Genomic DNA, 26,183 nt, shown 5'->3' on the forward strand with positions numbered 1-26,183 from the left:
CGGGCCCGCGCCGATAAGCGCCTGCATCTTTGGTAGGGGCCAGCGCGCCAGCGGGCGTTGCCCTGCCCGGCGCAGCCTTTCGCGCAGTACCGGGAGATTTGGAGCCCGGAGCTCTTGCAGTGGAGCCGCCGAGGGCGAAAGCGGTCATTCGGTCCCCTCGCCGCTGAGTGCCAGAACGTCCGCTCCGCCGCCAGAAGTTTGAGCATTGGCCGCGCGGATCGGGGAGGCTTCAATCAGGAAATCGCCAAAGGCCTCGGTAAAGACCGCGCCCGCATCTTCCTGCGCATCAAGCGAGGCAAGCGTCACGGGAGCGCCTGTGACGGGCGATACCATGGCGCGCTGCTCGGCTTCAGGACCGGTCAGATCGTTGCGCGCCACCCGGATCGGTGCAGGCGCATCGGGGCCAGCGGGCACGCCGAGCGCCGCCAATTGGCGTTCGCTGTCGATATACTGGTCAGCGCGCGGGGCGATATAGCCGAACTCGACCGTGTTCCACTCGGCCAGCTGACGCTGGCTCGCACGGGTCTGGAACTCGGTCTCGAGCATCAGCGTCTCACGCTCGAGCGAAATGATCTGGCGCTCCGCCAGCAACACTTCGCTGCGCACGGTCTGCACTTGAAAACTCAGCAGCGCGAAGAGAGCGATACAGGCCGCCAGCGCCGCAGCCCAACCGATTTGGCGAATGCGGGATCCGGTGTCGATCATGGCTTGAACCTCTCTTCGGGAACGGGGGCGGCGGTACGGATGGCGTGACGCAGGATGGAGGAGCGCGCGCGGGGGTTGCGCTCCACTTCTGCCTCACTGGGGCGGATGGCTTTCGAAACACGGGTGAAAGTCGGCGCGGGTCCGGGGACTTCGCCGGGCAAGTGGCGCGAGACTGCGCGGCCAGCGCCCGACGCTTGCTTCAGGAAGCGTTTGACGATCCGGTCTTCCAGCGAGTGGAAGCTGACCACCGCCAGAACGCCGCCCTCTTTCAGCAGCAGCTCAGCGGCAGCAAGGCCAGCGTTCAGCTCACCCAGCTCATCATTCACATGGATGCGAACCGCCTGGAAGCTGCGGGTCGCGGGGTCTTTCTTGTCATGCGGTTTGTGGCCCAGAGCGCGGCGGACCACGCGGGCAAAGTCACCGGTTGTTGCGAGCGGGCGCGCGGCGACAATCGCGCGGGCAACGCGGCGCGACTGGCGTTCCTCGCCATAGTGGTAGAGCACGTCGGCAATGGCGGCTTCATCGGCTGTGTTGAGGAAATCGGCAGCGCTTTCACCCGATTGGCTCATCCGCATGTCGAGCGGCCCGTCATGGCTGAAGGCAAAGCCGCGCTCACCCTGATCGAGCTGCATCGACGAAACGCCGATATCCATCACGACCGCGTCCACTTGGGGCACGCCGATCCGGACCATCTCTTCGCGCATGGCGGAGAACCGCTCTGCATGGAGCGAGAGCTGGCCTTTGAACTCACCGACCATCTTTGCGCCCGCCTCAATCGCGTCGGGGTCGCGGTCGAACGCATAGACTCGTGCGCCGCGCTCCAGCAGCGCGCGCGAATAGCCGCCCGCACCAAAGGTCGCGTCGATGACGTGACGGCCAGCCTCTGGCGCGATGGCAGCGACCACTTCGTCGAGCAGGACGGGGATGTGGGGTGCTTGCGCGAATCCAGTAGCAGGGGTCATTTCTTACCCCCTTTGTCAGCGAGTTTCGCCATTTGCGTGCGGCAGCTGGCCTGCGCGCCGCGGAAGGCGGTGCCCATCTGCGCCAATTGATCGGGGTTCCAAACGAAGAAGAACTTACCCGCGCCGTGGAAGTAGAGACCTTCGTCGATCAGGCCGAGCTCTTTCAGATGCTCAGGCATGACGAAACGCCCGCTATCGTCGAAGGGGATCTGCTCAAAACCGAACAATTGGCCTGCGCGCGCGTCGGGGTCGAAATCGTCTTGGCCCAAGCGAATGGCGCGCTCTTCCTCTTTCTCCAGCTGGGCGTGGAGTTCGGGAATGCGCGAGAGGCCGAAACCGATCAGGCAATCATATTTATCGTGAACAGCAAGGCACAGGGTCTTGGCACCGTCCGAGCTTGCCTTGACCGCTTTGCGGAAGGCGGGCGGCAGGACAAAGCGACCCTTGTCGCTCATGACCGTAAAGGCCTGTCCATTATATTCGCCCAGCGCAGACACGCGTCGGTTCCCTTCCCCGTAATGCGGACACCCCCGTCCGCGATCCTCACTTCATCAAGCTTTTGAGATTGCACGCCTTCCCCGCTGCTGAACCCGCGCGAGCGGGGACAGCGCGCCAACCCGGACAGGCGACGCGAGAAAAGACGGCATGCTTGATGGACCCCGGTAATATCGGGGAAGCAGCCGGGTGGCTAGGGTTTTTCTGGGAAAATCTAGGGATTAGATGCTAAATGACTGATTTACCATGTTTTCCTGTTAGCACTTAAGGTCGTTTCAACCCATCCTTAGTCTGTAATTCCCGCAGTTTCCCGCAGAATCACCTCTGATTTCGTGAGGTTTTCCCGTAATTTCGGGCTTGCGAGTCCCCATCATCCGAACTTTCCCGTAATTTTCCCAAAGCTGGGATCAGGCCATCGGATCAATCCGAAAAAGCGAAGCGTAACAAGGCGATAATCGGCTCTCCGCCACGCCGTGTGAGCTCTTCATAACCGTTTTCACTGGCAAACTCACTCGAATTGTTGCCGCTCTCGGGTTCGGAGGGAATGGCGCTCTCTCTCCACAGACCATGCTCGATCAGCCCGGCATCGGCGAGGACCGTGACGCGCCCCTCGCCCACATCGCAGACGGCGAGAACGCCTTTGCCGGAGACCGTGCAATTCGCCCCCGCATCGCCCAGCGTGGTCAGCGTCCCTGCGAAAAAGACGCGGTAATCGCCTGTTTCGAGTAGCATTGGCACGTCGCGGCTGGGCGCCTGATCCTCAACAAAGCGCATCTCAAGCCCCCATCGCGCGAGCACGGGCGGGATTAACGCTGTATCCGCTGGCCGACGCGGATCGCCCAGTGGCAGGTCATATTGCCCTGTCAGCAGCGGATCGAGCACGAGGAACAGCTTGCCCCCTGCCCTCACCCATTCATCCAGCGCGACATTATCCTGCGGCGTCAATGCGCGCGGCTGGATGACAGCGAGCCTCTCCAGCCCTTCAAGCGGATCAACCTCAGGCGCATCGGGCGTCAGACCGGGCATAGGCGAAAGCGTGTCGAGCGCGGCGACTTCATGCTCGGCATTGAAGGCTGCGGCCTGCCAGGGGAACTCAGCCGTCCCGTCCGCAATGGCGCTGACATCCGCGTCCACCGGCCACAGCAGCGGCAGGCTGCTCATGACGCCCAGCGGCGCGCGGGCCTCGGCAGCGATCAGCGGCGGGGTGTAGCCTGCCATTTCTTCCTCGGGTGGGGCACAGCAATCTCGGTGATACTCGTTATACTCAAACCACGCCCCGAAAGCGGCCAGAGGGCCCAAAAACAGCGCGATGAAGACAAAGGCGGATTTAGTTCGCACCGGCCCCATCATCCACCGGCTCCAGATCAGGCGCCGTAAGCGGCATTTCGGTGAGAACCTCTTCAGTGGGAGTGGGGCTTGGCTCGGCAGGGATAATGCCCGCATCGGCGAGCGGATCGCGCTGCGGTGCGGCTTCGGTGGGCTCGGTCGTGGGAGCCGCCTCTGGCACGGCGCGCTCCTGCGTCTGGTCCGCCTGATTGCCGATAATGCTGGCAAGGCCAACAAGCACCACCATCGCGCCGATCCCGAACAGGCCGACTTGCAGCCGCTGCTGCGCTTCGGCTCGCGTTCCGCCAAGGGGGGCAGCTTCGGGAGGAGCATCCTCCTCCGCCCGGCGCACATAATCGGTGAACTTGCCGCTTTTCATGACCCTAGGGTTAGCGGCCAAAAACTGGCCTGTCGATGAATAGAACGCCGATGAGTAGAACGCCGATGAATAGAACGCCGATGAATAGAACGCCGATGAATAGAGAGCGGGTGGCTGTTACTCGCTCGGCTCCAACCAATCGAACACCGGCAGGTTCTTCGATGCGAGCCACTCTGCGTTGTAGAGCGTCGAGAGGTAGCGGAAGCCGGTGTCGCACAGGATCGTGGCAACCTGAGGATTGTCGACGCCGTCCGCGACCAGCTGCTTGCCCAGCTCAATCGCGCCCGCCACGTTGATGCCGCTTGAGAGGCCAAGGCACAGGCCTTCTTCGCGCAGCAATTGCTCGACCCAGACGAGGCCTTCCTCGTCCGAGATGCGGAACTGCGTGTCGATCGGCGCGCCTTCGAGATTGGCGGTGATGCGGCCTTGCCCGATGCCTTCCGCCACCGAAGAGCCCTCACCCTTCAGCTCGCCATGGGCGTAATAATTGTAGAGCGCCGCGCCATGCGGGTCGGTGAGAGCGATGCGGATGTCGGGGTTCTTCTCTTTGAGGCCCATGCCAACCCCCGCAATCGTCCCGCCCGTGCCCGCCGCACAGGTGAAGCCGGAGATTTTGCCCTCGGTCTGCTCCCACAGCTCATTCGCGGTGCCTTCGATATGCGCGCGGCGATTGGCGACATTGTCGAATTGCCCGGCCCAGATCGCGCCCTCGGTTTCCTCAGCCATGCGGCGTGAGACGTGCTGGAAGTGGCAGGGATCGGCGTACTTTGTCGGAGGGACCAGGACCAATTGCGCGCCCAAAGCCCGCAACGTGTCCATCTTCTCCTTCGACTGGTTGTCGGGCATGACGATGATCGTCTTGTAGCCCAGCGCATTGGCCACGAGCGCGATCCCGATGCCGGTGTTGCCCGCCGTGCCTTCGATCACCGTACCGCCGGGCTTCAGCTCACCCCGGCTTTCCGCATCGCGGATCATGTAGAGCGCCGCGCGGTCCTTCACGCTCGAGCCCGGATTGGCAAATTCGCACTTGCCCCAAATGTCGCAGCCCGCCGCCTCGCTGGCGCCTTTCAAGCGCACCAGCGGCGTGTTGCCAATCAAAGCGAGCGTGTCGCCGAAAGGTTGAGTGATATTCATGAGAGCCGAATTAGGCGCTCAAGCGAGCAGCGGCAATGCAGATCGCCTTTAGCGCCCTCAACCGCGCCTATTAATCCGCGATCAGTCTTCTGGCGCGAGCGTCACTTTCAGACCGTCCAGCTCCGCTGTCAGCGGGATCTGGCACGAGAGGCGCGAATTGTCTTTGCGGTGGTCGGAGGATTCGAGCAGGTCATCCTCGTCCTCGCTCATTTCCGGCATGCCAGCGCCCGCATCGACATAGACGTGGCACGTCGCGCAAGAGCAGCAGCCGCCGCACAGCGCCAGCAGTTCATCATAGCCATTGTCGCGGATGGCTTCCATCACAGTCAGACCATCTTCGACGTCGATTTCAGCGGTTTCGCCTTCACGATTGGTGACGACCAGCTTGGGCATGGGCTTTGGATCCTTGCATCAGTAGGTTTGCGCGCAAGAAGCGGGAAGCCCTCGCGCTTGGAAAAACTCAGAGGTCAGCTAGGAGTTCCCATTGCAGATGGCAACCTAGAGGACAAACGCCATGGGCCTGACAGCCGAAATCCTGACCGCCGAGCTTGACGCTTTGGGAACCAAGGACACCCGCATCGGCGAAGAGCTGGCGCGTATTGGCTATCCCGAGCCGCGCCTGCGCGATCGCGGCTACAAGACGTTGCTGCGCACCATTGTCGGACAGCAAGTCTCGGTCGCGGCGGCCACGTCGATGTGGAACAAGCTGGAGGCGGAGCTGGGCGCGGATTTCACCCCCGGCTGCGTCTTGGAGCGCGACTTCGACACTCTGAGAGCCTGCGGCCTCTCCCGCCAGAAACAGGGCTATGCGAGAAGCCTATGCGAGCTGGTCGATGCAGGCGAGATTGATTTCCACGCCCTGCCCGCCGATGACGAAGAGGCCATCGAGGAGCTTACCCGCATCAAAGGGATCGGGCGCTGGTCAGCGGAAATCTACCTGATGTTTGCAGAAGGCCGCAAAGACATCTGGCCCGCCGGAGACTTGGCCGTGCAAGAGGGGGTTAAGCGCCTGCTCGACTTGGAGGAGCGCCCCAAGGAAAAGGAATGCCGCGCGCTGGGCGATCCATGGAGCCCCCACCGCAGCTCGATGGCGCTGTTCACCTGGCACTTCTACGCCAATCCGGCTTTGTGAACCGGTTTGAGGATTGTATCCGGCTTTCACATTTTAAGCCCAGAAGTTGCTGTTCAGCAAACGACCCACTTGCTGAAATGGAATTCCACGTCCGAAGTACTGGCCTCGCAACGTGCGGTTTTACCAACCCGGCGCTACGGCACTAAGTCCAATCTATGCCCGTTCATTCTACGACTACACATGTTACTGTCGAGGCCTGACCGCCACCTTGCTGGCCTTGCTGCTGCTGTCCGCCAGACTCGACTGCGACAGTGCCTTCAGGACAGTCTTCCGGCGAAGCAACTTGCTGGCCTTGAGTATATCGACTCTGTTGCTGTTGCTGTTGCTGTTGCTGTTGAACCTGAGGTTCTGCGCTACCCTCTGTAGCCATCAATTCATCTACTTCCGCGCTCGCAGCTTCTTCGAATTCAGCCTCGTCGTAACCAGCATCTATAGTGTCGCTGCATGAGGCGAAAAGTGCGAGCATGGGAACAAGTGAAAAGGCGCGGATTGATGTAAATGTAATCATGGAACCCCCTGTGCAGGCAATTTACTTGATTGGACCGGTTACCACGATGGGTTAGCCGTAACAACTAGCGTTCACCGCACAGCAGCCCCCGTATGATTGTTATGAGCCTACTCGATTTAATAAGCTTGGTTTCCGACTACTCATATCTACGTCCGCTTCCACCCCCACTTCCGGTCATTCGCCAGCCATTCGCCCCCCGCCCAACCGCTCCCCTTGCTCGACAAAGCGCTCTTGCAGCCCTCCCTCTCTGGTGTATTGAAAACACAATACACCACACCCAGCTTGTTTCACATTGAGAGAGGAGACCCTTCCCGATGAAACTGTTTTCCAAAACGCCAAGCCTAAAAACAGGCGCGCTCTTGGCTACAACAGCCGCCGCAGGATTGCTCGCTTTTGCCGGACCAACGCTTGCCGGTTCGAGCACCCCTGAAGCCGCACCACACCATCATTCCGAAGCAAACGGACACTCAATGACCGATCACACCACCGACGCCCCCCTGATCTCGCGCGAAGCCCTGTTTGGCAATCCGTCCAAGGCGCAAGGGCGTCTGAGCCCGGATGGCGAGTGGCTGAGCTGGCTTGCGCCGAAGGATGGCGTGCTCAACATCTGGCTTGCCCCGCGCGATGATCTGGATGCTGCGCGCGTCATCACCAATTCAACTGACCGTCCGATCCGGCAGCACTTCTGGGCGCCTGATGGCAAGAGCATCGGATACATTCAGGACAAGGGCGGGGATGAGAACTTCCTGCTGTACCGCGTTGACGTCGAAACCGGGGAAGAGACGACCATGACCCCGTTTGAGAATACGCGGGTCCAGATCATTGGCAGCTCTGAAACGATCAAGGACAAGATCCTGATCGGCGTGAACAATCGCAATCCGCAATTCCATGACGTGCATCTGCTTGATGTGAACACGGGCGAGCTGGAGCTGGTGTATGAGAATAATGGCTATGCCGGTTTCATGGCCGATGACACGCTGACCGTGCGCATGGCGATGCGCCAGAACGCCGATGGCGGCACGGACTATTTCCGCGTGACCGACAATGTGGTCGAGGAAGAGCCGTTTGAGACAACGGCTATGGAAGATTCGCTCACCACCAGTCCTGCGGGCTACACCACCGATGGCTCGATCCTCTATTGGCTCGACAGCCGTGGCCGCAACACGGCGGCTCTTTATGCGCAGGACACTGCGACCGGTGAAAAAACCCTGATCGCAGAGGACGACAAGGCCGATCTTGGCGGCACGATCCGCGATCCAAAGACGGGCGTGGTCGAAGCATACTCGGTCAACTATCTGCGCAACGAATGGACCGCGATTGATGAAGAGCTGGGCGCGACGCTCAACTGGCTGGACGAGCGTTTTGAGGGCGATTTCGGCATTTCCAGCCGCACCGACGATGACCAGACATGGATCGTGTGGAACGAGCCGCTGACCGCGCCGACCACGACCTATATCTTTGATCGTCAGTCCGAAACGCTCACCCCGTTCTACACGACGCGGCCTGAGCTGGAGGGTGCTCCTTTGCAACCGATGCACCCGATTGAAATCACCAGCCGCGATGGTCTGACCCTGCCGTCTTACCTGACCCTGCCCGTGGGCAGCGACAGCGATGGCGACGGGCGTCCGGATGAGGCGGTGCCGATGGTGCTGCTGGTCCATGGCGGCCCGTGGGCGCGCGATGGTTATGGCTTTAACGCCTTCCACCAGATGCTCGCCAATCGCGGCTATGCCGTACTTTCGGTGAACTTCCGTGGCTCGACCGGCTTTGGCAAGGACTTCCTCAATGCAGGCAACCTGGAATGGGGCCTCAAAATGCATGACGACCTGATCGATGCGACCAATTGGGCGATCGAAGAAGGCGTCGCGATTGAGGATAAGGTGGCGATCATGGGCGGCTCCTACGGCGGCTATGCGACGCTCGCCGGTCTGACCTTCACGCCAGAGGTGTTCGCCTGCGGCGTCGATATTGTCGGCCCGTCGAACTTGGAGACTTTGCTCAGCACGATCCCGCCTTACTGGGCGCCGGTGGTGAAGATCTTCCACGAACGGATGGGCGATCCGAACACGGAAGAAGGTCTTGCTCTGCTGCGCGCGGCGAGCCCGCTCTACAAGGCCGACCAGATCGTGCGGCCGCTGCTGATTGCGCAAGGGGCGAACGACCCGCGCGTGAAGCAGGCGGAGAGCGACCAGATCGTCGGTGCGATGATGGAGGCTGGGATTCCGGTGACTTACGTGCTTTATCCGGATGAAGGCCACGGCTTTGCCAAGCCTGCGAACAACATCTCTTTTGTCGCGATCACGGAGAATTTCCTCTCCGAATGTATCGGCGGGCGCGCAGAGCCGATCGGTGACGTGCTGGCTCCCTCGACCGCGGAAATCGTCGAAGGCGCGGAGCATGTGGCCGGGCTGGAGGATGCTCTAGGGGAGTAATACTCCGGGCGAATCCAACAAATCCAACATTTAAGTTGCTGACAGAAATGTAAGTGACTGCCATACCCTCTCCCCGGATGTGTTTCGTCAACAAGCGAACACAAAAAGGGAGAGGGTTTTTCATGTCAGCACCAGGTGCCGATACACGCCGCCACATCTTCATCACCGGCGGAGCCTCCGGCATCGGCCGCGCCATCGCCCGCCATTTTGGGGCACGCGGATGGTTCGTCTCCATCGCCGACGTCAATGTGGAGGGGATGCAAGAGACGCTCGGCCTGATCGAAGGCGGTTTCAAATATTCGCACGAACTCGACGTCCGCGACCGCGAAGCCTGGACCCTCGCATTGGAAACAGCTGCAACAGCAGCAGGCGGACGGATTGATGCGGTGGTCAACAATGCCGGTATCGGCACCGGAGGCCCGCTCCACGAACTGGAGGTCGAGGAGATCGACCGCTGCCTCGACATCAACATCCGCGGCGTCCTCTACGGTGCCCAAGCTGCCTATCCGCACCTCGTTAGAACCGCTCCGGGAGCGGCACTGGTCAACATAGCCAGCGCAGCAGGGATCAGCGGCGGATCGGGAATGAGCGTCTACAGCGCCACCAAATTCGCCGTACGCGGCATTGCTGAAAGCCTCGATGCGGAGTGGACAGAGGATGGGATCAAGGTCTCCTCCATCTGCCCCAGCTTCATCGAAACACCACTGCTCGAAGGAACCGGCCACCGCAAATCGAACGAGACCGTGCGCTCTCGCGTGATGGATGCAGGGTTGGAAATCACTCCGGTCGAGGAAGTCGCACAAACCGTTTGGAACGCTGTCCATGGCGATGATCTCCACTATCTCGTCGGCAAGACTGCAAAGAAGCTCAACTTCGCCAAACGCTGGATGCCGGGCCGCGTGCGCAAGCAGCAGAAAGACGCTGCAGGCCTTTTGGGTCGATAGGGGGACTAAAACGAATGACTGCCTCTAATGAGAACCGCGCGATTTTTATCACCGGCGGCGCTTCGGGCATTGGCCGCGCGGTCGCGCTCTTCTTTGCCGAGCGCGGCTGGTATGTAGGGATCGCCGATGTCGATGCGAGCGGGATGGAGGAAACCCTCCGCCAGATCGGCAGTGACCGTGCCTCCAGCTATCCCCTAGACGTGCGCGACCGTCAGCAATGGGACGCGGCGCTCAGCAGTTTTGCCAAAGCTACCGGAGGCCAGATCGATGTCGTGTTCAACAACGCTGGCATTGGTAATGGCGGGCCCTTGGTGGAGCAGCCCGAGGATGACCTCACCTCGATGCTCGACATCAACATGAAGGGCGTGATCTTCGGAGCGCAGGCAGCGCATCCCTATCTGGCTGCGAGCGGTCCCGGATCGGTCCTGCTCAACACTGCAAGCCTTGCCGGGATCATCGGCGCACCGGGCCTTGCCGCTTATTGCGCGACCAAATGGGGCGTGCGCGGATTGACCGAGGCTTTGGACGCAGAGTGGGTCGGCGATGGCATCAAGGTGGCGGCGCTGTGCCCAGGCTTCATCGACACACCGATTATTGACAGCACACAGGGCGACAGCAATCAGACGATGAAGGAAACGCTGATCGAAAACGGCGTCGAAGTGCTGCCCGTAGAGAGCGTTCCCGGTATCGTCTGGCAGGCCGTGCATGGCGACGAACTGCACTACACTGTTGGCAAGACCGCAGGCCGGTTGCGTTTCCTCCAACGCTGGATGCCAAGCTTGGTACGCAAGCGAATGCGCGCTCAAGCGGCGGAAGAGACGCTCAGAATTTAGGCAAGCTACACCAGCCCATCAATCGCACGGGCGAGCTTTGCATCGCGGAATGAGAGTCCGCCGCTGGGTCCTGCATCGTGGGTGGTCAGAGTGATCTCAACCTTCGCGTAGACGTTGAACCATTCGGGGTGGTGGTCATGGCTGTCTGCAAGCAGCGCGACCCGGCTCATGAAACCCCAGGCTTCGGAGAAATCAGCGAACTGAAAGGTGCGCTCAATTGCCTTGCCTTCACGAGCTAAAGACCAGTTGGGATGGTCGGACAGCAGCTGGTCGCGTTCGTCTTCTGTCAACTCGGGGACGGTGGGCATTGGGCGCTTCCTTTGTGCGATTGGCTTTATGCAAACGGTTGTGAGAGTGGGCGCTTTTGCCTAACGCTGCGCGCGATGCAAGCCCATCTCTCCGCCTCCAACCTCGCCTGCCGCCGCGGCGACCGCTTGCTGTTTCGCGGGGTTTCGTTTGAGTTGCAGGCGGGAGAAGCGCTGCATCTGACTGGCGCCAATGGGATCGGTAAGACCACGCTGATCCGCACTTTGGCAGGGCTGACGACGCCCTTTGCCGGGGAAGCAATGTGCGAAGGTGAGCTGGGTCTGCTTGACGAGCGTCCCGCCCTCGATCCCGATCTACCGCTTGGCCGCGCGCTTGCCTTTTGGCAGCGGATTGATGGCTGCGCTGACCCTTCCAAAGCGCTGATGGTGCTCGGATTGGAGCCGCTATTGGATGTGCCAGTGCGCTATCTCTCGACCGGTCAGCGCAAGCGTGCAGGTCTTGCCGCTCTGCTCAATCGCAATGTTCCGATCTGGCTGCTGGACGAGCCGCTTTCGGGCCTTGATGTGAGCGCGATTGAGAAGGTTACAGCGCTTATCGCCCTGCATGTCAGCGGCGGCGGCATTGCCCTTATCGCCTCTCACCAACCGGTCGCGATCGAGGGGTTGCGCAGTCTCGCGCTTGAAGATTTCGTGCCCGCGCCAGCGCCTCTGGACGAGGATATCTAGACGATGATCCTCACCCTTTTGAGGCGCGATTTGGGCAAGTTCTTCCCCTTCGCAGGCGGAGGAGCGGCGCTGCCAGTCGTGTTCTTTGTTGCGGTCGCGATGCTCTACCCTTTCGCGGTCGGACCGGATGTCAACCTGCTGTCGCGCACGGGTGGAGGGGTCGTGTGGATCGCGGCTTTGCTCGCCGCCATCTTGCCGCTCGAGAAGCTTGTCTCCCAAGATATTGAGCTAGGCACCTTCGACCAGCTGCGGCTGCGCGGTGTGACTGAGGAAATGATGATGGCAGTGCGTTTGCTCGCCCATTGGCTGAGCTTTGGCCCGCCCCTGATAGTCGCAGTTTTTCCCGCAGCGGCCTTGCTAGCGATTGATGGGCCGACTTTGTATTTGCTGTTGCTCGGCCTGTTGGCGGGCACGCCTGGCCTTGCGGCCATTGGCCTGATGATCGCCGCGCTAACAGCAAGTCTGCGCGCGGGTGCGGCGCTCTCGGGCCTGCTCCTCATTCCGCTCGCCCTGCCGATCCTGATTTTCGGAGCGGGAGCCTTAGCTCGTTCGGACGCGGCCAGCATCGGCTTCGTCGCCGCCATCAGCCTGCTGCTGGTAGCCATCGCACCCTTCGCTGCCGGAGCCGCCATTCGAGCGGCGCGGGAAGTCTAAAACGCGGCCATGCCCAACGCCGAAGCCAACCGTCTGATGGGCCGCATCGCGCTCTCTCTGCTTGCGTTCACCCTCGCGGCCTTTAGCCTCAAGGTCGTTGCTCAGCCGGAGACGCTTTCCCGCTACACTCCGATTGTGATTGCCCACGCTGTCACCATGATCGCGTGGCTTGGCCTGCTCGCCAGCCAAGCCTTTCTCGCGGCGAAAGGGTCGCTGGATACGCACCGGGCTTTCGGGCGAGCATCTCTTTTCCTGATGCTGGCGATGTTAGGCAGCGGAGTGGTGATCTCGCTTGGCATTGGTGAGGAGTTGGGCCGTTATGAAGTGACGGTGGTCAACATCGCGGCCTTCGTGACCTTCGTACCGCTCTACTTCGCCGCCATCCACTTTGCGCGAAATAGAGACATCCACTCCCACCGCCAAGCCATGCTGATCGGAACGCTCGCCCTGATGACGCCCGCCTATGCGCGGGTGGTTCAGGTGCTTGAGCTACCCGATCCGCTCGCGATCATGGTGCAGCTGCCGATCACCATTGCGGTCGCCTGCTGGATCGATTGGAAGGTGCTGGGCCGGGTAAGTAAACCGGTGCTGGCCATGCTCGCCTTCTCGATCGCTGTCATCGGGATGATGGGTGCGGTGCTGGTGGTGTTTTTCCTGCCAGCGCTGATGGCGCAAATTTAGGCTGATTGCTTCTTGGGCTCAATCACCGCTTCAGGGCTAGCGGCTTGCGGCATTCTGGCAGGCTTTCGCGTATGATTGAAGCGTGCCTTCTCCTCAGCCTTAATCACCTTAGAGGCGCGTCCCATCTCACGCTTTGCAACCACAAAGGAATAGACCAGCGCAACAACGAGCATCATCCCGCTGACGCCAGTTGGGAAAGGCATTTTCAGATACGTGCCAAGCGTCAGCAGCGCGATAGCTGCAAAGAGAATTCCGATAGTAACTTTCGACATTGCCAACCTTCCGCGGCCCAACTCGCCCAATTCAATGGGCGCGGATTTAGAGGTGTGGTCTATGCGTTGAGTGAACCCGAGTGGTTACTGCAGGGTTTCGCTTGGAATACCTCTGATTGAAGTCCTGCGACGGGGCTTGAACCCGCACCCACCCTCTCATTCGAAGGCAGGACCACTTCTATGGTGCATCTACCAATTCCGCCACACAGGAACGGATCATCTATCCCATCTATGGAGACTTAGTAAGGCGGCTGATCCTTACCCGTCGGGCTTTTCGTGAAGATTCTCGTTCCCGTCTTCCGTGATCGCGATGGAATGCTCGAACTGTGCTGACAGACTGCGGTCGCGGGTTACGGCGGTCCAGCCATCGCCCAGGACCTTCGCCCAGGGCTTGCCGAGGTTGATCATCGGCTCAATCGTGAAGAACATGCCGGGTTTGAGCTCCGGCCCCGTGCCCGCCTTGGAGGCGTGGACGACCTCTGGCGCGTCGTGGAACAGACGGCCCAACCCGTGCCCGCAGAACTCGCGCACGACGCCATAACGGAACTGGCGCGCATGGGCTTCGATGGCAGCACCGATGTCACCCAACCGTGCGCCAGGTTGCGCGGCTTCGATTCCCAGCATCAGGCACTCATAGGTCACATCGACCAGCTTCTTGGCCTTGATCGACGGTTCTCCGGCGAAGAACATGCGGCTCGTATCGCCATGCCAGCCGTCAAGCAGCGGGGTCACATCGACATTCAGGATGTCGCCCTCTTTCAGCACTTTGTCGCCCGGAATGCCGTGGCAGATCACATGGTTGATCGAGATGCAGCATGAGTGCGCATAGCCGCGATAGCCGAGGGTCGCAGGCACAGCGCCCGCATCCAGCATCATTCCGCGCACCGCATCGTCAATGCTGGCTGTAGTGATGCCCGGCTCGACCATATTGGCGACTTCATCAAGGATCGTTGCAGCAAGGTGCCCCGCCTTGCGCATCCCTTCGAAGCCTTCTTCGGTGTGCAGCTTGATCGTGCCGTCGCGCACGACGGTCTGGTCGCTCTCGATGAGTTGATATTCAGTCATGACGGGCAACATAGCGAAGAGGACGGCGGATTGCGAGAGGTTGCGGGCCGATGCGCATCCGCAATTTCTCGCAATTCAGACGTGACAAGGCCGTACCCCGCATTATGGACTGTCACCATGACTGATTTCAAAGACCTGATCCAACCCGACCGCGGACAAGACGCGACCGCCATCCACCTCGTCACCAAAGCGGGTTTCGACAATTTCGCAAAGAGCCTCTCTGCCGGACAGCGCACCAGCCTTTCCGCGCAAAAATTCGACGGCTCACCCGGGCAAGTCGGGATCGTGCCTGATGGCGACGGATTTGTCGCGGCGGGCGGGGTTGCCGATCCGGAGAACCTTTCGAGCTACTGCCTTGCCGCATTGGCCGAGCGACTGCCCGAAGGCACTTATCGCCTTGTCGATCACCAACCGGGCGCGGCGATGTTCGGGTGGCTTACTGCACACTACAGTTTCACGCGGTACAAGGAGGAGGACGCTCCCACCGGCCCGCGCATCCTTTTGACCGAGCAAGTCGGACGGCTGCCCAGCGTCGTTGCCGAGGCTGAGGCTGAGATGTTGGTCCGCGACCTCGTCAACACACCGGCGGAAGATATGGGACCCGCTGCATTGGAGAGCGAGTTCAAACGCCTCGCCAAGGACTATGGCGCGGAATTATCCGTCACCAAGGGCGATGCGCTGGAGCAGAACTATCCGATGGTCCACGCCGTGGGCCGCGCCGCTGACCGCAAACACGCGCCACGCCTGCTGCATATCGAGTGGGGTTCGAAGGACGATCCGGTGCTCGCTATCGTCGGCAAGGGCGTCTGCTTTGACAGCGGCGGTCTCGACATCAAACCGGCTGCGGGCATGCGGCTGATGAAGAAGGATATGGGCGGCGCTGCCCATGCGATTGCTCTGGGTGAGCTGATCATGGCGGCAGGGCTGAAAGTGCGCCTGCACCTTCTCGTCCCAGCGGTAGAGAATGCGATTTCTGGGCCCGCTTTCCGCCCCGGCGATGTGCTCGCCACGCGCAACGGCATGACGGTTGAGATCCACAACACAGACGCAGAGGGACGTCTGGTCCTTGGCGATGCTCTGACGCGCGCAAGCGAAGAGAAGCCGGAACTGGTCATCGACTTTGCCACTCTAACAGGTGCGGCTCGGATTGCGCTCGGCCCCGACTACGCCGCGATGATGACGCGCCGCGATGACACGGCTGCGGCGCTGATCGAGGCGGGTCAGGCTAACGATGACGAGCCGTGGAGGCTCCCGCTGCCAGAGGCCTATCGCGAATATCTCAAATCCGACATTGCCGACATCTCGAACGCGCACACCAACCCCTATGCGGGCGCAAGTGTGGCAGGGCTGTTCCTCGACCGATTTGTCGGAGAGGGGATCGACTGGGTGCACTTTGACACCTTTGCATGGCGCCCCTTCCCCAAGCCGGGTCGCTCCAAGGGGGGCACCGCCTATGGCTTGCGCGCCGCGTGGCACATGCTGAAGGGTCGCTATGGCGGCTAAGTGCCAAACTTGCTCGTGGGGCCACTTGTCGCTAAGCGCCCGGTCACGCAAAAACGCCGGGACGGGCGCATAAGGATACGAAGCGAGAATGAGCGGCTCTGGCAGCCCTGATCACGACTACTCGGTACCGGAAGGCATCCTCGGCCTGGTCGGTCCGGTGGCAAAGCCTGCGCCGGGCACTTTGCCGTTGCGCGGAGACCTGGCTCATATCGCGCTGGCGGGTGTACACTTGGCTGCCCACTACGTGATCCCGCAAGTCCGCACGATTGGCGCTGAGGGCGCGGACGTGATGGAGAACACGCGCGACGATTCTCCGATGATCACCCACTTCGAGGCGGGGACGCAGATCGAGGTTCTCGACGTCGCAGGCGAGTGGATCTGGGGATGCCTCGGCCCTGAGGGTCCAAGCGGTTATATGAAAGCGAGCGCTCTGGCAGACTGAGCCAGACGCCAAACACACCATGCCCCACCGCATCTTCATAGACGGAGCCGCCGGAACCACCGGCCTCGAAATCCGCGACCGCTTGAGCGGGCGGGATGAGTTCGAGCTGCTGGTGCTCGACGATGCACAGCGCAAGGACGTCGCTGCACGCAAGGAAGCTCTAAACGAAGCCGACGTAGCGATCCTTTGCCTTCCCGATGACGCGGCACGCGAGGCGGTGAGACTGGCGTTGGGCTCGAACACGCGGATCATCGATGCGTCGAGTGCACACCGCGTTGCGGATGGCTGGACTTACGGCTTTCCAGAGTTGGTCGGGCATGACCAAATCGCTGAGGCGCAGTTTGTCTCCAATCCGGGATGTTATCCAACAGGATTCTTGGCTCTGATGGCACCTTTGGTGAAAGCGGAGATAATCGAGCCTGATTGGCCCTATTCGGTCAACGCTGTGAGCGGCTATTCCGGCGGTGGAAATTCGCTCATCGACAGATTTGAAAGCGATCAATCCATCGCGTTTCGAGCCTATGGATTAGGCTTGAACCACAAGCATCTTCCTGAAATGCAGAAGTACGCTGAACTGGGTTTGGCCCCTGTGTTTTCCCCTGCCGTAGTTCCAGCGCATCGCGGGATGATAGTCGATGTGCCGCTTTCGCTTGATGTGATCCTGGATGAGAAATTCGAAGAGCCCGCCCTGCCGATACTCTTGAGCGCTCTGCAAGAGCAGTATCGCAACAGTCAGGTGGTCACAGTCAAGACTGACTCCACCGACATGTCCGAGTTGCTTTTGCATCGCGACGCTGAGCCATGGGACGGAATGGAATTGTTCGTCTTTGAAGGGGACTATCAAGTCCGCCTCATCGCCCGGCTCGACAACCTCGGCAAAGGCGCGAGCGGAGCGGCGATTCAGAACCTTAACATCATGTGTGGACTGCCCGAAACGACCGGCCTTCGGCTCTGAATCGCGCCTTTGAGCGCACCCTCCATTGCCCTCCGCACATTCCCTTAATGCCTAAAATTTAGGCAGTCTCCGCCAAACGGTTAGGCACGGTTGCGACTCGCCCTCAGATGTTGCTAATCGATTAGGCACGCGGAATGATTCTTGCGCGAGTGCATGGATCAGCTATCGCTGCGGCTCAGAGGTTGGCACGATTCTTGTTCTAAAGATGCCGAGCCTCAAAGGCTGCTTTTCGGGGAAAGCGAGTACACGTGAAGAAGATCGAAGCGATCATCAAACCCTTCAAACTTGATGAGGTGAAGGAGTCGCTGCATGAAATCGGCGTGTCCGGCATCACTGTCACAGAGGCGCGCGGCTTTGGCCGACAGAAGGGCCACACCGAACTCTATCGCGGTGCCGAATATGTCGTCGATTTCCTGCCCAAGATGAAGATCGAAGTCGTCGTCGCAGACGATCAAATGGACCGCGTGGTTGAGGCGATTGCCTCTGCCGCACAGACCGGGCGGATCGGCGACGGCAAGATTTTCGTTTCTCCGATTGAGCGTGCTTTGCGCATTCGGACTGGCGAAACCAACGAAGACGCAATCTGACTTTTAGCAAAATGGCCGCGCGTGAACGGGCGGCCCCTCTCAAAAACACAAGACCAAGCTGGAGAATACAAACATGGCTAGCGCTAAAGACATCGTACAACGCATTAAGGACGAAGAGATCGAGTGGGTCGACCTGCGCTTCACCGATCCCAAGGGTAAATGGCAGCACCTGTCGATGTCGTCGGCCGTCATGGACGAAGATGCGCTGGAAGACGGCCTGATGTTTGACGGCTCCTCGATCGCTGGTTGGAAAGACATCAACGAGTCCGACATGATCCTGAAGCCCGACCTCGACGCCGTGTACGCTGACCCGTTCAGCGCAACGCCGATGCTGTCGATCTTCTGCAACATCATCGAGCCTTCCGACGGCCAGCTCTATGGCCGCGACCCGCGCTCGACCGCTAAGCGTGCTGAGGCTTACCTCGCATCGACCGGGATTGGCGACACGGTCTATGTCGGTCCTGAGCCGGAATTCTTCATGTTCGACGATGTACGCTTTGAAGACGGTTATGCTGGCTCAGGCTTTGCCATTGACGATGTGGAACTGCCGACTAACACCGGCAAAGAATACGAGATGGGCAATATGGGCCACCGCCCGCGTGCAACCGGTGGTTACTTCCCCGTAGCACCGGTCGACAGCGCCATGGATATCCGTGCCGAAATGGTCACGACGATGATGGAAATCGGCCTGCCGATGGACAAGCATCACCACGAAGTCGCCGCAGCGCAGCACGAGCTGGGTATCACCTTCGCCTCGCTCACCAAATCGGCCGACCACGTCCAGATCTACAAGTATGTCACGCAACAGGTCGCCCACGCTTATGGCAAGACCGCGACCTTCATGCCCAAGCCGATCAAGGAAGATAACGGCTCTGGCATGCACAGCCACATGTCGATCTGGAAAGACGGCAAGCCGACCTTTGCGGGCAACGAATATGCCGGCCTGTCGGAAACTTGCCTCTATTACATCGGCGGTGTGATTAAGCACGCCAAGGCGCTCAATGCTTTCACCAACCCGACCACCAACAGCTACAAGCGTTTGGTGCCGGGCTTTGAGGCTCCGGTGCTGCTCGCCTATTCGGCGCGCAACCGGTCGGCATCGTGCCGCATTCCGTATGGCGCAGGCGAGAAAGCCAAGCGCGTTGAGTTCCGCTTCCCGGATGCGCTTGCCAACCCTTACCTCGCCTTCTCGGCGCTGTTGATGGCGGGCCTCGACGGGATCGAAAACAAGATCCATCCGGGCGAAGCGATGGACAAGAACCTCTACGACCTGCCGCCGGCAGAGCTTGCGCAGGTTCCAACCGTTTGCGGTTCGCTGCGTGAGGCACTGGAAGCTCTCGAAGCCGACCACGACTTCCTGCTGAAGGGCGACGTCTTCTCGAAAGACCAGATCGAAGCCTATGCTGAGCTTAAGTGGGAAGAGGTCATGCGCATGGAAACCACGCCGTGCCCGGTCGAGTACGACATGTATTACAGTAGCTAAGCGCAAGCTGACTGGACACTTTGAAAGGCCCGTTCGGAGCGATCCGAACGGGCCTTTTCTATGCCAAAAAGACACACTGTATCATTGGTTTGGCATAGGCTGCTTAGCCGCTTGCCAAAGCGCCTCCCCTACGCAAAGTCTCTTATATCTTTGGGGGTAGAAGATTCGCGCTAAGCATCTCGTGCTTTTGCGGAACCGCGACCCCTTTCGAGAATTTATATTGGATTATTGACCTTCAAAGGGGCGCTCTCTTGAAAACCAAATCCTCTATCACCCGCTTGCTGACCGGCTCAGCAACCTTCGTTCTTGCAGCCAGCGCAATGGCCACCACTGCGCATGCGCAAGCTTCTGTCGACGATGTCAGCGTCGTCCCGAACGAAGACACCGACTCCGAAGCTATCGTCGATACCGAAGGCGAATATGATGGCGTTGGCATGATTGTGACCAATGTCATCGGCCAAGGCGGCATCGGCATCTGCACAGGCTCGCTGATCAACCCGCGCACCGTTCTGTTCGCAGCGCACTGCGTGAACAGCCGTCCGGAGACTGATTACGGCACGACCGTCCGCGGCGCTGTCGGCTTCAACTTCGACGCCTTCCCCGGCATACTGAACTGGTTCGGTACGTCGCAGACCAACACCGCTCTGCAAGTCTACAACATCAACCAGATCAAATATGACCAGCGCTCGCTCGAGGACGCTTTCGGGCTTGGCTTTATTGAAGCCGATGTTGCGGTTGCGACACTCGACACGCCTGCGGCCAACATCCCAACTTGGGCGCTGCTGTTCTCGCCGCTGCCAACCCCGGATGAGATCGATCCGGTTACCGGCACAGGCTATAATGTCGACATTACCGGCTACGGTGGCACCGGCACTGCAACGCAGGGCTCGATTTTCGGCATCGACTTCCGTCGCCGCGCGGCTGAGAACATCCTTGGCGGCCTGAACTCTCTGGATGATCGTAACAACATCGTCTTTGGCCCTAGTCCAGAGACCTTCCCACAGAACCTGTACGTGACGGATTTTGACCCACAGGACCGGAACTCTCCTGAAGGGTTCTTCTCATTCAACGTCCACCGCGATGATGCGCGCCCGAATGAAGGTACGACTGCGGGCGGCGATTCCGGCGGCCCGCTGATCCTTGATGCAGAGAATAACGCGATTACTGACGAAGACATCGTCATCGGCGTTCTGTCGGGCGGTTCGCGTTTCTTCGGCGGCGCTACGCCATTCAGCTCGATTGGTGGCAGCAGCTTCTACCAGCCACTATTCCTCTATTGGGAGTACATCTCTGCCAATAACCCCTATCGCTACGTCGGCACGGTCGGCGGTGACGGGGCTTGGGAAGATGCGGATCACTGGCAGACCCTACTCGACCCAGCCTATCGCATCATCGACGACACGGGCGCGATTGTGAACGGAATTCCAGACACACCTGAGCTGGGTCCTGATGGCACACAAGGCGACTTCGGCCAAATCTGCATTGAATTCGGCGGACCGGGTGATTTCTGCTTTGATACGGCGACCGGTGAGACGTTCAGCACGGCTCCTGCCCCAGCAATGGGCATGGGCGGGACAGGAGATGTCGACCGCGGCACCATCACCGAAGTGATTGGCAACAATCGCGGCTGGTACGATTTCGGCACGGGCGAAAGCTCGGAAATCGGCTTTGACGATGTGAGCAGCTTCTCGCTTACCGGCGGACCTGAGTTCTCCGAAGAGCAGGCTCAGAACACGGGTGACACTCTGCCCGCTGCGACCTTGGCCAATGGCCTTGTCGGCGCAACCGACTTTGTGCCTGACAACGTCGATCCGACAGTCAGCGCCGATCCGACGCTGGCTGTGGATGCGCGTTACTTTGACGTGACGCTCAGCGGTGAAGGCACCACCACGCTTTCGAGCGAAGTGACCATCGACCGCCTGACGGTGCGCGATGCAGCGGGCCTCGACATTGGTAGTGATGGTGATCTCACATCACTCATTAACATCAGTCAGTTCGGCGGCATGGTAATGGTTGATGGCGTGCTCACCACGCCGGGTGACTTCACCCTCTTCGGCGGTATCCTTGGCGGGACCGGCACGGTTGAAACCCCGTTCCTGACCAACATCGTCGGCGCAATCTCGCCCGGCGAGATGGGCACGATCAACACGCTGACCATCGATGGCAGCCTGATCCTGTCTTCGGGCGCAACGATCCTCACCGACATCAACAATGCTGGCGGCGCTGACCTTGTCCAAGTGACGGGCGAGGCAAGCCTGGGCGGCATCGTTGGCCTTGGCCAAGGCGTCTTCGACCAGGTCAACGGCAACGGTCAGGTCTACACGATCCTAGTTGCCGATGGCGGTATCACTGGCGCGTTTCAGGAGACGGACATTTCCGCGATCCTGAGCCAGTCCTTCACTTATACCGACACCACCGTGCTGATGACGATCGACGCTGCCGACTATGCCTCGGTCATCGATGCGGACGATCCGATCCAGACGGCCTACGCGCAGCTGTTCGACCAGAACCGTACCAACGGCGCACTGGCGGATATCTACTCGCTCGACTTTGCTGATGCGGCAACGATCCAGGACACGTTCCGCGGGTTGGCGCCTGTGACTGAAGGCGGCGTCAATGCCGTGACTCAACAATCGGTCAACCTCGTACAGGGCTTTAACGACCAGCGTCTGCGTGAAGCAGATCGCTCGCGAGCGGGCGGTACGATTGCCGTCACTGGAGCTCCGCTTCAAACGGTGCAGATGGCGTCTCAGCGTATCGGCCAGCCGGTCGGTGCAGGAGCATTGGCCCTGCAAGGCGGCAGTGAGACCTCCGAAGTGACCGAGGCCAACCTTCCAGAGAACATCGCTATCTATCTGGCTGGAGGAGCGATTGTGGGCGAGGCCGACTCATTGACCGGTTTTGATATTGAAACCCAAACCAACGGCTTCTTCGTCTCTGGCGGCGTTGAGTACTATGCCGGTGATCGCACAATGATCGGGTTCTCAGGCTACTTTTCGGACATCGAAGCGGATACAGTTGGGCAAGATGTCGACAGCGAAACCATCGCTGCTTCAGTCTATGCACGTCATCAAATCGAGAGCGGCTTGATCATAGATGGCCAAGTCTCTCTCGGGCAGTTGAGCTTTGATACAGAGCGTACTGTTAACTTCGTTGGCACGCCGCAAACCTTGATCAGTGACAGCAGCGACACAATGTTATCGGGCGCGTTGGGACTGTCCTACGATATCCCTTCGGGCAACAACACGTTCTCGCCGACGGTTGAGGCGCGCTATGCTCGCGTTGAGCTTGATACGGTCACGGAAAGCGGCGGCACGCTGGCGCTTCGGTTAGAGCGTGAGGCTTTCGAGAGTGCACAACTGCGCACCGGTATGGACTTTGAACGTCAGGGCAAAGGCATCCGCGTAAACGCAACCACTCAGTTGGTTTGGGAATTCGACGACGGCAATCAGCTTCTCGATGCGCAGTTCGCAGCCGGCAACGGTCCGACCGCACCATTTGTGCTGAACGGCAATGAAAGCACATGGGTCGAAGTTGGCGCCTATGCGACAATTGGCGAAGGCCCGCTCTCCTTCGGCCTAGGCATCGACACCACCATCGGCCGCGATCGAGCAAACACGCAGGTTTACCGTGCGGATGCAACCTTCCGGTTCTAATCAGGCAAGAAGCAACAAATATGGGCCGTCCGGAGCTTGTCCGGGCGGCCCTTTTTCTATGGCAGGGATGACGGCAGGCGAGCTCAGTCGTTGAGCATACCGCGTTTCTTCGTCGCCATGATCGCTCCGACCAGACTGGCAAAAGTCAGAAGCGTAATCCAATCGAGCGCAGACAGGCTGGGTATGAACTCCAGATGCGCGGTAATCGACCACAACCCGCCGATGATGAGCATCAGATACATCGCATAGGTGCAGGTTTCAGAATTCACCTCGCTCCACAGCTCGTCATATTCGCGTACCAATCGCCAGGCGGCATAGGAGAAAACGAGCACCAACACGCCAATCGCGGCAAGCGCAGGGACGCTCTGAATAAAGCTGAATTGTTCTGCGAGAGCGAGCATGACCATCACAGCGCCATAGGCTGTGCAGCCGACTGTGCTCAGCCACATCATGGTGCGCTCTTCTTCCCACTGCTCACGGTCTTCAAACATTTTCATTGCGATGCCAAGGCGCGGCACGGAAAATCCAATCGCCACGAGAAGCGCACAAAGGAGAACGAGGAAAGCAACAAGCAAGGCCGCAACTTGCGACACGCTGATCACGTCAAACAGGCTCTGCCCATTGGCCACGCCTGAGACAAGATCCTCGCCAATGTAGACAGCGGTAAAGCCGAACAAGGCGCCGGCGATTATGGGGTACCAAGTCGTGGCTTTTGAAGCCTTGTTGTCGGGGTCTTTTGTCATCGCGTTCATTTCGCCTCCGGTGTCCAGTCATCGATAAACAGATCAGGCACATCCACTTCGAACAGCTTCGCCATCCGCAATGCGAGCGGCAGCGAGGGATCGTATTTGTCGGTCTCCACCGCATTGATCGTCTGCCGCGAGACGCCCAGCCGCTTGGCCAGTTCGCCTTGGCTCCAACCGGCCAGCTCGCGGTGATGTTTCAGACGGTTTTGCAAAGTGCTTGTCCTTGATTCGACCTGTAAAGAGCTCTTTACTGTAAAGACCTCTTGTCAGTCAAGAGCTCTTTACAAGCGGCAAAGTGATTGGAAGCATTCGCAGAGGCTGTGCGCGCAAAGCATTTTCCTACACTGCCCTTTTCTGCCTAATCAGATGACCTCGAAATTGACCCCTGCCACCACCAAAGCCACCGAGGTACTCGTCATGTCCCACTCCGCTAATCCGAATGCCCGCCCCAATCGTAAGCCCATTTTTGACACCGTGCGCCGTCTGATCGGTCGCGGCTTTCGCCAGAGCGAGGTCGATGCGCTCGACGAAGCGATTGAAAGCGGCCTTGAAATCCATCCAGATACAGGCCTTGAAACGCGCTCCGAGGCAGCGGAGCACAATTTGCCCCTGGACAGTGTGTCAAGTGTGTCAAACGTCCCGCTGATCCGTCGCAAAAGCCGGCGTATCGCGGAGCCTGGCGTCGCTCTGATCAAGCGGTTTGAAGGCTGCGCACGGCTGCGTAAGAATGGTTCAGTTGAGGCCTATCCCGATCCCGGTACAGGCGGCGACCCATGGACCATCGGCTGGGGTGCAACCGGCATCGATGACCAGACAGGCGATGGGAAGCGCGACCGCATTCGCCCCGGCACAGTCTGGACGCAGAAACAATGCGATGCGCGATTGACCAAGGATTTGGTCCGTTATGCTCGCGATGTTGCCAAGGCCATTGGCTCAACACCAACCACGCAGAACCAGTTCGATGCGATGGTCAGCTTCCACTACAACACCGGCGCCATTGGCCGAGCGACCCTGACGCGCAAGCATGTCGATGGTGACTATGCCGGAGCTGCCGCGGAATTTGCGCGCTGGAATATGGCCGGCGGCCGCGTGCTGAAAGGGCTTGTCCGGCGGCGCGCTGAGGAAGCGAAGCTCTACGAAAGCTGAAGGATTGGCCGGCAGGTTTTGGTTTGGCTGAAAGCTAGTACGGCTTCGTCGGCGTGAATGTCGACTGCTGGCCATCCTTGCCAAGCTTGCCGGCCGCTTCTGCCGATTTGTCACGCGGAGCAGTCGCGGCGGCGATCAGCTTGCTTTGCTCGTCCGCATCCATGCGCTGCCAACCTTCGCGGGTCAGGCGTTCGAGCGGGCGATAGCGGACCTTGTACTGCATGCGCGGAGAGCCATCGACCCAATAGCCGAGATAGACGTAGGGCAATCCGCTTCGCCCAGCGCGCTGAATGTGATCGAGGATGATGTAATTGCCCAGACCTGCACGACCCTCATGATCGGGATCATAGAAGGAATAGATCATCGACAGCCCATCGCCCTGACGGTCTGTCAGACATGCCCCGACCAGCTTACCGGGTGAACCATCGGTGCTCGGCTCACGATACTCAACCAGTGTAGACGTGACCGGAGTGTGCTCCACCATATCGGCATAGTCGAGCTCATCCATGGTCGACATGCCACCATCGGGATGGCGCACGGCGAGGTATTTGGTCAGCAGCTCAAACTGCTCATCCGTTGCCCAAGGGCGGCATTCGGTCACGACAAGGTCGCGGTTACGCTTGATATCGCGTTTCTGAGTGCTCGACGGTTTGAACTCGCTCGCCACAACGCGGACCGAAACACAGGCCTGGCAATCGAGGCAACTGGGGCGGTAAGCGACCGTTTGGCTGCGGCGGAAACCGATCCGACCCAAGGCTTCGTTCAGCTGGTCCGCATGCGCGCCCTTCAGCTCTGTGAACACTTTCCGCTCCTGCCGACCAGGGAGGTACGGACACGGCGCAGGACTGGTCACGAAGAATCGGGGGAAGCGAATGGGTGCCGTCACGGGTCGGGCTGGGTCCTCTGTTTGAGGCTGATTCCGGGAATCAACGATGCGTTTGTTAAGACATTCTTATGCCTTCTTGGTTCCGTCGGTAAAAGACCCTTAACCACAAAACAGGGTGAATAATGGATTACTTTGCACAAGTCGGCGCACAGACTTGCGCCAGATTGGAGTAATCCTTCACGCCCGCGCAACCGCGCGTCGCACTGTGGGACAGGTAGCAGGAGGCAGTTAAACCGTTGGCCGAGGAGACGGCTTCAGGCGTGCG

At 59.8% G+C, this 26,183-nt stretch carries 27 protein-coding genes, 1 tRNA gene and 1 pseudogene; 14 read left to right on the forward strand and 15 right to left on the reverse strand.

The genetic code is table 11. From position 1 onward, the window contains the following. Nucleotides 1-144: 144 nt before the first annotated feature. From AC0V6X_RS09420 to AC0V6X_RS09450, 7 genes are all read right to left on the reverse strand, one after another. Nucleotides 145-705: a hypothetical protein gene (locus AC0V6X_RS09420; protein WP_486184300.1), complete on the reverse strand. Its 561-nt coding sequence runs from the start codon at nt 703-705 to the stop codon at nt 145-147. Next, complete coding sequence (gene rsmH / locus AC0V6X_RS09425) at nt 702-1,667, reverse strand: 16S rRNA (cytosine(1402)-N(4))-methyltransferase RsmH (protein ID WP_486184301.1); 966 nt, start codon at nt 1,665-1,667, stop codon at nt 702-704. Before rsmH ends, AC0V6X_RS09420 begins: the two co-directional genes overlap by 4 nt. After that, nucleotides 1,664-2,164 carry a division/cell wall cluster transcriptional repressor MraZ gene (locus AC0V6X_RS09430; protein WP_486184302.1) on the reverse strand — a complete coding sequence of 167 codons (501 nt, stop codon included), beginning with the start codon at nt 2,162-2,164 and terminating at the stop codon, nt 1,664-1,666. The genes rsmH and AC0V6X_RS09430 overlap by 4 nt, the downstream gene beginning before the upstream one ends. A 418-nt stretch (nt 2,165-2,582) precedes the next feature. Beyond that, the gene (locus AC0V6X_RS09435; RefSeq protein WP_486184303.1) at nt 2,583-3,500 is read right to left on the reverse strand and encodes a Gldg family protein; all 918 of its coding nucleotides are present in this window, start codon (nt 3,498-3,500) and stop codon (nt 2,583-2,585) included. Further along, on the reverse strand, nt 3,490-3,867 hold the full coding sequence (locus AC0V6X_RS09440; protein ID WP_486184304.1) for a hypothetical protein: 378 nt from the start codon (nt 3,865-3,867) through the stop codon (nt 3,490-3,492). Before AC0V6X_RS09440 ends, AC0V6X_RS09435 begins: the two co-directional genes overlap by 11 nt. Before the next feature lie 117 nt (nt 3,868-3,984). Next, complete coding sequence (locus AC0V6X_RS09445) at nt 3,985-5,001, reverse strand: cysteine synthase A (protein WP_486184305.1); 1,017 nt, start codon at nt 4,999-5,001, stop codon at nt 3,985-3,987. A gap of 81 nt (nt 5,002-5,082) precedes the next feature. Beyond that, on the reverse strand, nt 5,083-5,394 hold the full coding sequence (locus AC0V6X_RS09450; protein WP_486184306.1) for a 2Fe-2S iron-sulfur cluster-binding protein: 312 nt from the start codon (nt 5,392-5,394) through the stop codon (nt 5,083-5,085). Between the two features lie 121 nt (nt 5,395-5,515). On the opposite strand from AC0V6X_RS09450, the gene AC0V6X_RS09455 reads away from it, so the two are divergent. Then, nucleotides 5,516-6,133 carry a DNA-3-methyladenine glycosylase family protein gene (locus tag AC0V6X_RS09455; RefSeq protein ID WP_486184307.1) on the forward strand — a complete coding sequence of 206 codons (618 nt, stop codon included), beginning with the start codon at nt 5,516-5,518 and terminating at the stop codon, nt 6,131-6,133. Nucleotides 6,134-6,296: 163 nt separating this feature from the next. On the opposite strand, the gene AC0V6X_RS09460 is transcribed toward AC0V6X_RS09455, so the two are convergent. Further along, the gene (locus tag AC0V6X_RS09460; protein ID WP_486184308.1) at nt 6,297-6,641 is read right to left on the reverse strand and encodes a hypothetical protein; all 345 of its coding nucleotides are present in this window, start codon (nt 6,639-6,641) and stop codon (nt 6,297-6,299) included. A gap of 470 nt (nt 6,642-7,111) precedes the next feature. Between AC0V6X_RS09460 and AC0V6X_RS09465 the strand changes: the two genes are divergently transcribed. The 3 genes from AC0V6X_RS09465 to AC0V6X_RS09475 all read left to right on the forward strand — a co-directional run bounded on the left by AC0V6X_RS09465 (nt 7,112) and on the right by AC0V6X_RS09475 (nt 10,850). Beyond that, entirely contained in the window at nt 7,112-9,073 is a 1,962-nt protein-coding gene (locus tag AC0V6X_RS09465; protein ID WP_486184309.1) for a S9 family peptidase, read from the forward strand. A gap of 122 nt (nt 9,074-9,195) precedes the next feature. Beyond that, nucleotides 9,196-10,017, forward strand: coding sequence for an SDR family oxidoreductase (locus tag AC0V6X_RS09470; protein WP_486184310.1), 822 nt, complete (start codon nt 9,196-9,198; stop codon nt 10,015-10,017). A 14-nt stretch (nt 10,018-10,031) separates the two neighbouring features. After that, entirely contained in the window at nt 10,032-10,850 is an 819-nt protein-coding gene (locus AC0V6X_RS09475) for an SDR family oxidoreductase (RefSeq protein ID WP_486184311.1), read from the forward strand. A 5-nt stretch (nt 10,851-10,855) separates the two neighbouring features. On the opposite strand, the gene AC0V6X_RS09480 is transcribed toward AC0V6X_RS09475, so the two are convergent. Further along, nucleotides 10,856-11,158, reverse strand: coding sequence for a 4a-hydroxytetrahydrobiopterin dehydratase (locus tag AC0V6X_RS09480; RefSeq protein WP_486184312.1), 303 nt, complete (start codon nt 11,156-11,158; stop codon nt 10,856-10,858). Nucleotides 11,159-11,233: 75 nt separating this feature from the next. On the opposite strand from AC0V6X_RS09480, the gene ccmA reads away from it, so the two are divergent. From ccmA to AC0V6X_RS09495, 3 genes are read left to right on the forward strand one after another with little or no spacing between them, the layout of a single operon-like run. Beyond that, entirely contained in the window at nt 11,234-11,842 is a 609-nt protein-coding gene (gene ccmA, locus AC0V6X_RS09485) for a heme ABC exporter ATP-binding protein CcmA (RefSeq protein ID WP_486184313.1), read from the forward strand. Between the two features lie 3 nt (nt 11,843-11,845). Beyond that, entirely contained in the window at nt 11,846-12,496 is a 651-nt protein-coding gene (locus AC0V6X_RS09490; RefSeq protein WP_486184314.1) for a heme exporter protein CcmB, read from the forward strand. A gap of 9 nt (nt 12,497-12,505) precedes the next feature. After that, complete coding sequence (locus AC0V6X_RS09495) at nt 12,506-13,177, forward strand: hypothetical protein (protein WP_486184315.1); 672 nt, start codon at nt 12,506-12,508, stop codon at nt 13,175-13,177. Here the strand turns inward: AC0V6X_RS09495 and AC0V6X_RS09500 are convergent. The 3 genes and pseudogenes from AC0V6X_RS09500 to map form a co-directional block, all read right to left on the reverse strand. Then, nucleotides 13,174-13,449 carry a hypothetical protein gene (locus AC0V6X_RS09500; protein WP_486184316.1) on the reverse strand — a complete coding sequence of 92 codons (276 nt, stop codon included), beginning with the start codon at nt 13,447-13,449 and terminating at the stop codon, nt 13,174-13,176. The genes AC0V6X_RS09495 and AC0V6X_RS09500 overlap by 4 nt on opposite strands. A gap of 121 nt (nt 13,450-13,570) precedes the next feature. Then, nucleotides 13,571-13,660, reverse strand: a tRNA-OTHER gene (locus tag AC0V6X_RS09505). A 28-nt stretch (nt 13,661-13,688) separates the two neighbouring features. Beyond that, nucleotides 13,689-14,514 (reverse strand): annotated as a pseudogene (map, locus tag AC0V6X_RS09510) (type I methionyl aminopeptidase). 117 nt (nt 14,515-14,631) lie between these two features. On the opposite strand from map, the gene AC0V6X_RS09515 reads away from it, so the two are divergent. The 6 genes from AC0V6X_RS09515 to AC0V6X_RS09540 all read left to right on the forward strand — a co-directional run bounded on the left by AC0V6X_RS09515 (nt 14,632) and on the right by AC0V6X_RS09540 (nt 23,140). Beyond that, nucleotides 14,632-16,017, forward strand: a complete 1,386-nt coding sequence (locus AC0V6X_RS09515; protein ID WP_486184317.1) for a leucyl aminopeptidase family protein — start codon at nt 14,632-14,634, stop codon at nt 16,015-16,017. 88 nt (nt 16,018-16,105) lie between these two features. Next, nucleotides 16,106-16,459, forward strand: coding sequence for a hypothetical protein (locus AC0V6X_RS09520; RefSeq protein WP_486184318.1), 354 nt, complete (start codon nt 16,106-16,108; stop codon nt 16,457-16,459). A gap of 19 nt (nt 16,460-16,478) precedes the next feature. Then, nucleotides 16,479-17,414, forward strand: a complete 936-nt coding sequence (gene argC, locus AC0V6X_RS09525; protein ID WP_486184319.1) for an N-acetyl-gamma-glutamyl-phosphate reductase — start codon at nt 16,479-16,481, stop codon at nt 17,412-17,414. Nucleotides 17,415-17,662: 248 nt separating this feature from the next. After that, a complete protein-coding gene (locus AC0V6X_RS09530) occupies nt 17,663-18,001 on the forward strand; it encodes a P-II family nitrogen regulator (RefSeq protein WP_486184320.1) in 339 nt (112 codons plus the stop codon). Between the two features lie 73 nt (nt 18,002-18,074). Beyond that, the gene (gene glnA, locus AC0V6X_RS09535) at nt 18,075-19,484 is read left to right on the forward strand and encodes a type I glutamate--ammonia ligase (RefSeq protein WP_486184321.1); all 1,410 of its coding nucleotides are present in this window, start codon (nt 18,075-18,077) and stop codon (nt 19,482-19,484) included. Nucleotides 19,485-19,735: 251 nt separating this feature from the next. Further along, nucleotides 19,736-23,140 carry an autotransporter domain-containing protein gene (locus AC0V6X_RS09540; protein ID WP_486184322.1) on the forward strand — a complete coding sequence of 1,135 codons (3,405 nt, stop codon included), beginning with the start codon at nt 19,736-19,738 and terminating at the stop codon, nt 23,138-23,140. Between the two features lie 83 nt (nt 23,141-23,223). Here AC0V6X_RS09540 and AC0V6X_RS09545 read toward each other — a convergent pair whose 3' ends face one another. After that, entirely contained in the window at nt 23,224-23,892 is a 669-nt protein-coding gene (locus AC0V6X_RS09545; RefSeq protein WP_486184323.1) for a hypothetical protein, read from the reverse strand. Further along, nucleotides 23,889-24,098 (reverse strand): helix-turn-helix transcriptional regulator, encoded by a 210-nt coding sequence (locus AC0V6X_RS09550; protein ID WP_486184324.1) that lies wholly within the window; start codon nt 24,096-24,098, stop codon nt 23,889-23,891. Before AC0V6X_RS09550 ends, AC0V6X_RS09545 begins: the two co-directional genes overlap by 4 nt. Nucleotides 24,099-24,303: 205 nt before the next feature. Between AC0V6X_RS09550 and AC0V6X_RS09555 the strand changes: the two genes are divergently transcribed. Next, nucleotides 24,304-25,032, forward strand: a complete 729-nt coding sequence (locus AC0V6X_RS09555) for a lysozyme (RefSeq protein WP_486184325.1) — start codon at nt 24,304-24,306, stop codon at nt 25,030-25,032. Between the two features lie 34 nt (nt 25,033-25,066). Here the strand turns inward: AC0V6X_RS09555 and AC0V6X_RS09560 are convergent, their stop codons facing one another. Continuing rightward, nucleotides 25,067-25,918 (reverse strand): arginyltransferase, encoded by an 852-nt coding sequence (locus tag AC0V6X_RS09560; RefSeq protein WP_486184326.1) that lies wholly within the window; start codon nt 25,916-25,918, stop codon nt 25,067-25,069. Between the last annotated feature and the right edge of the window lie 265 nt (nt 25,919-26,183).

It is taken from the genome of Erythrobacter sp. S267 (assembly GCF_057365045.1).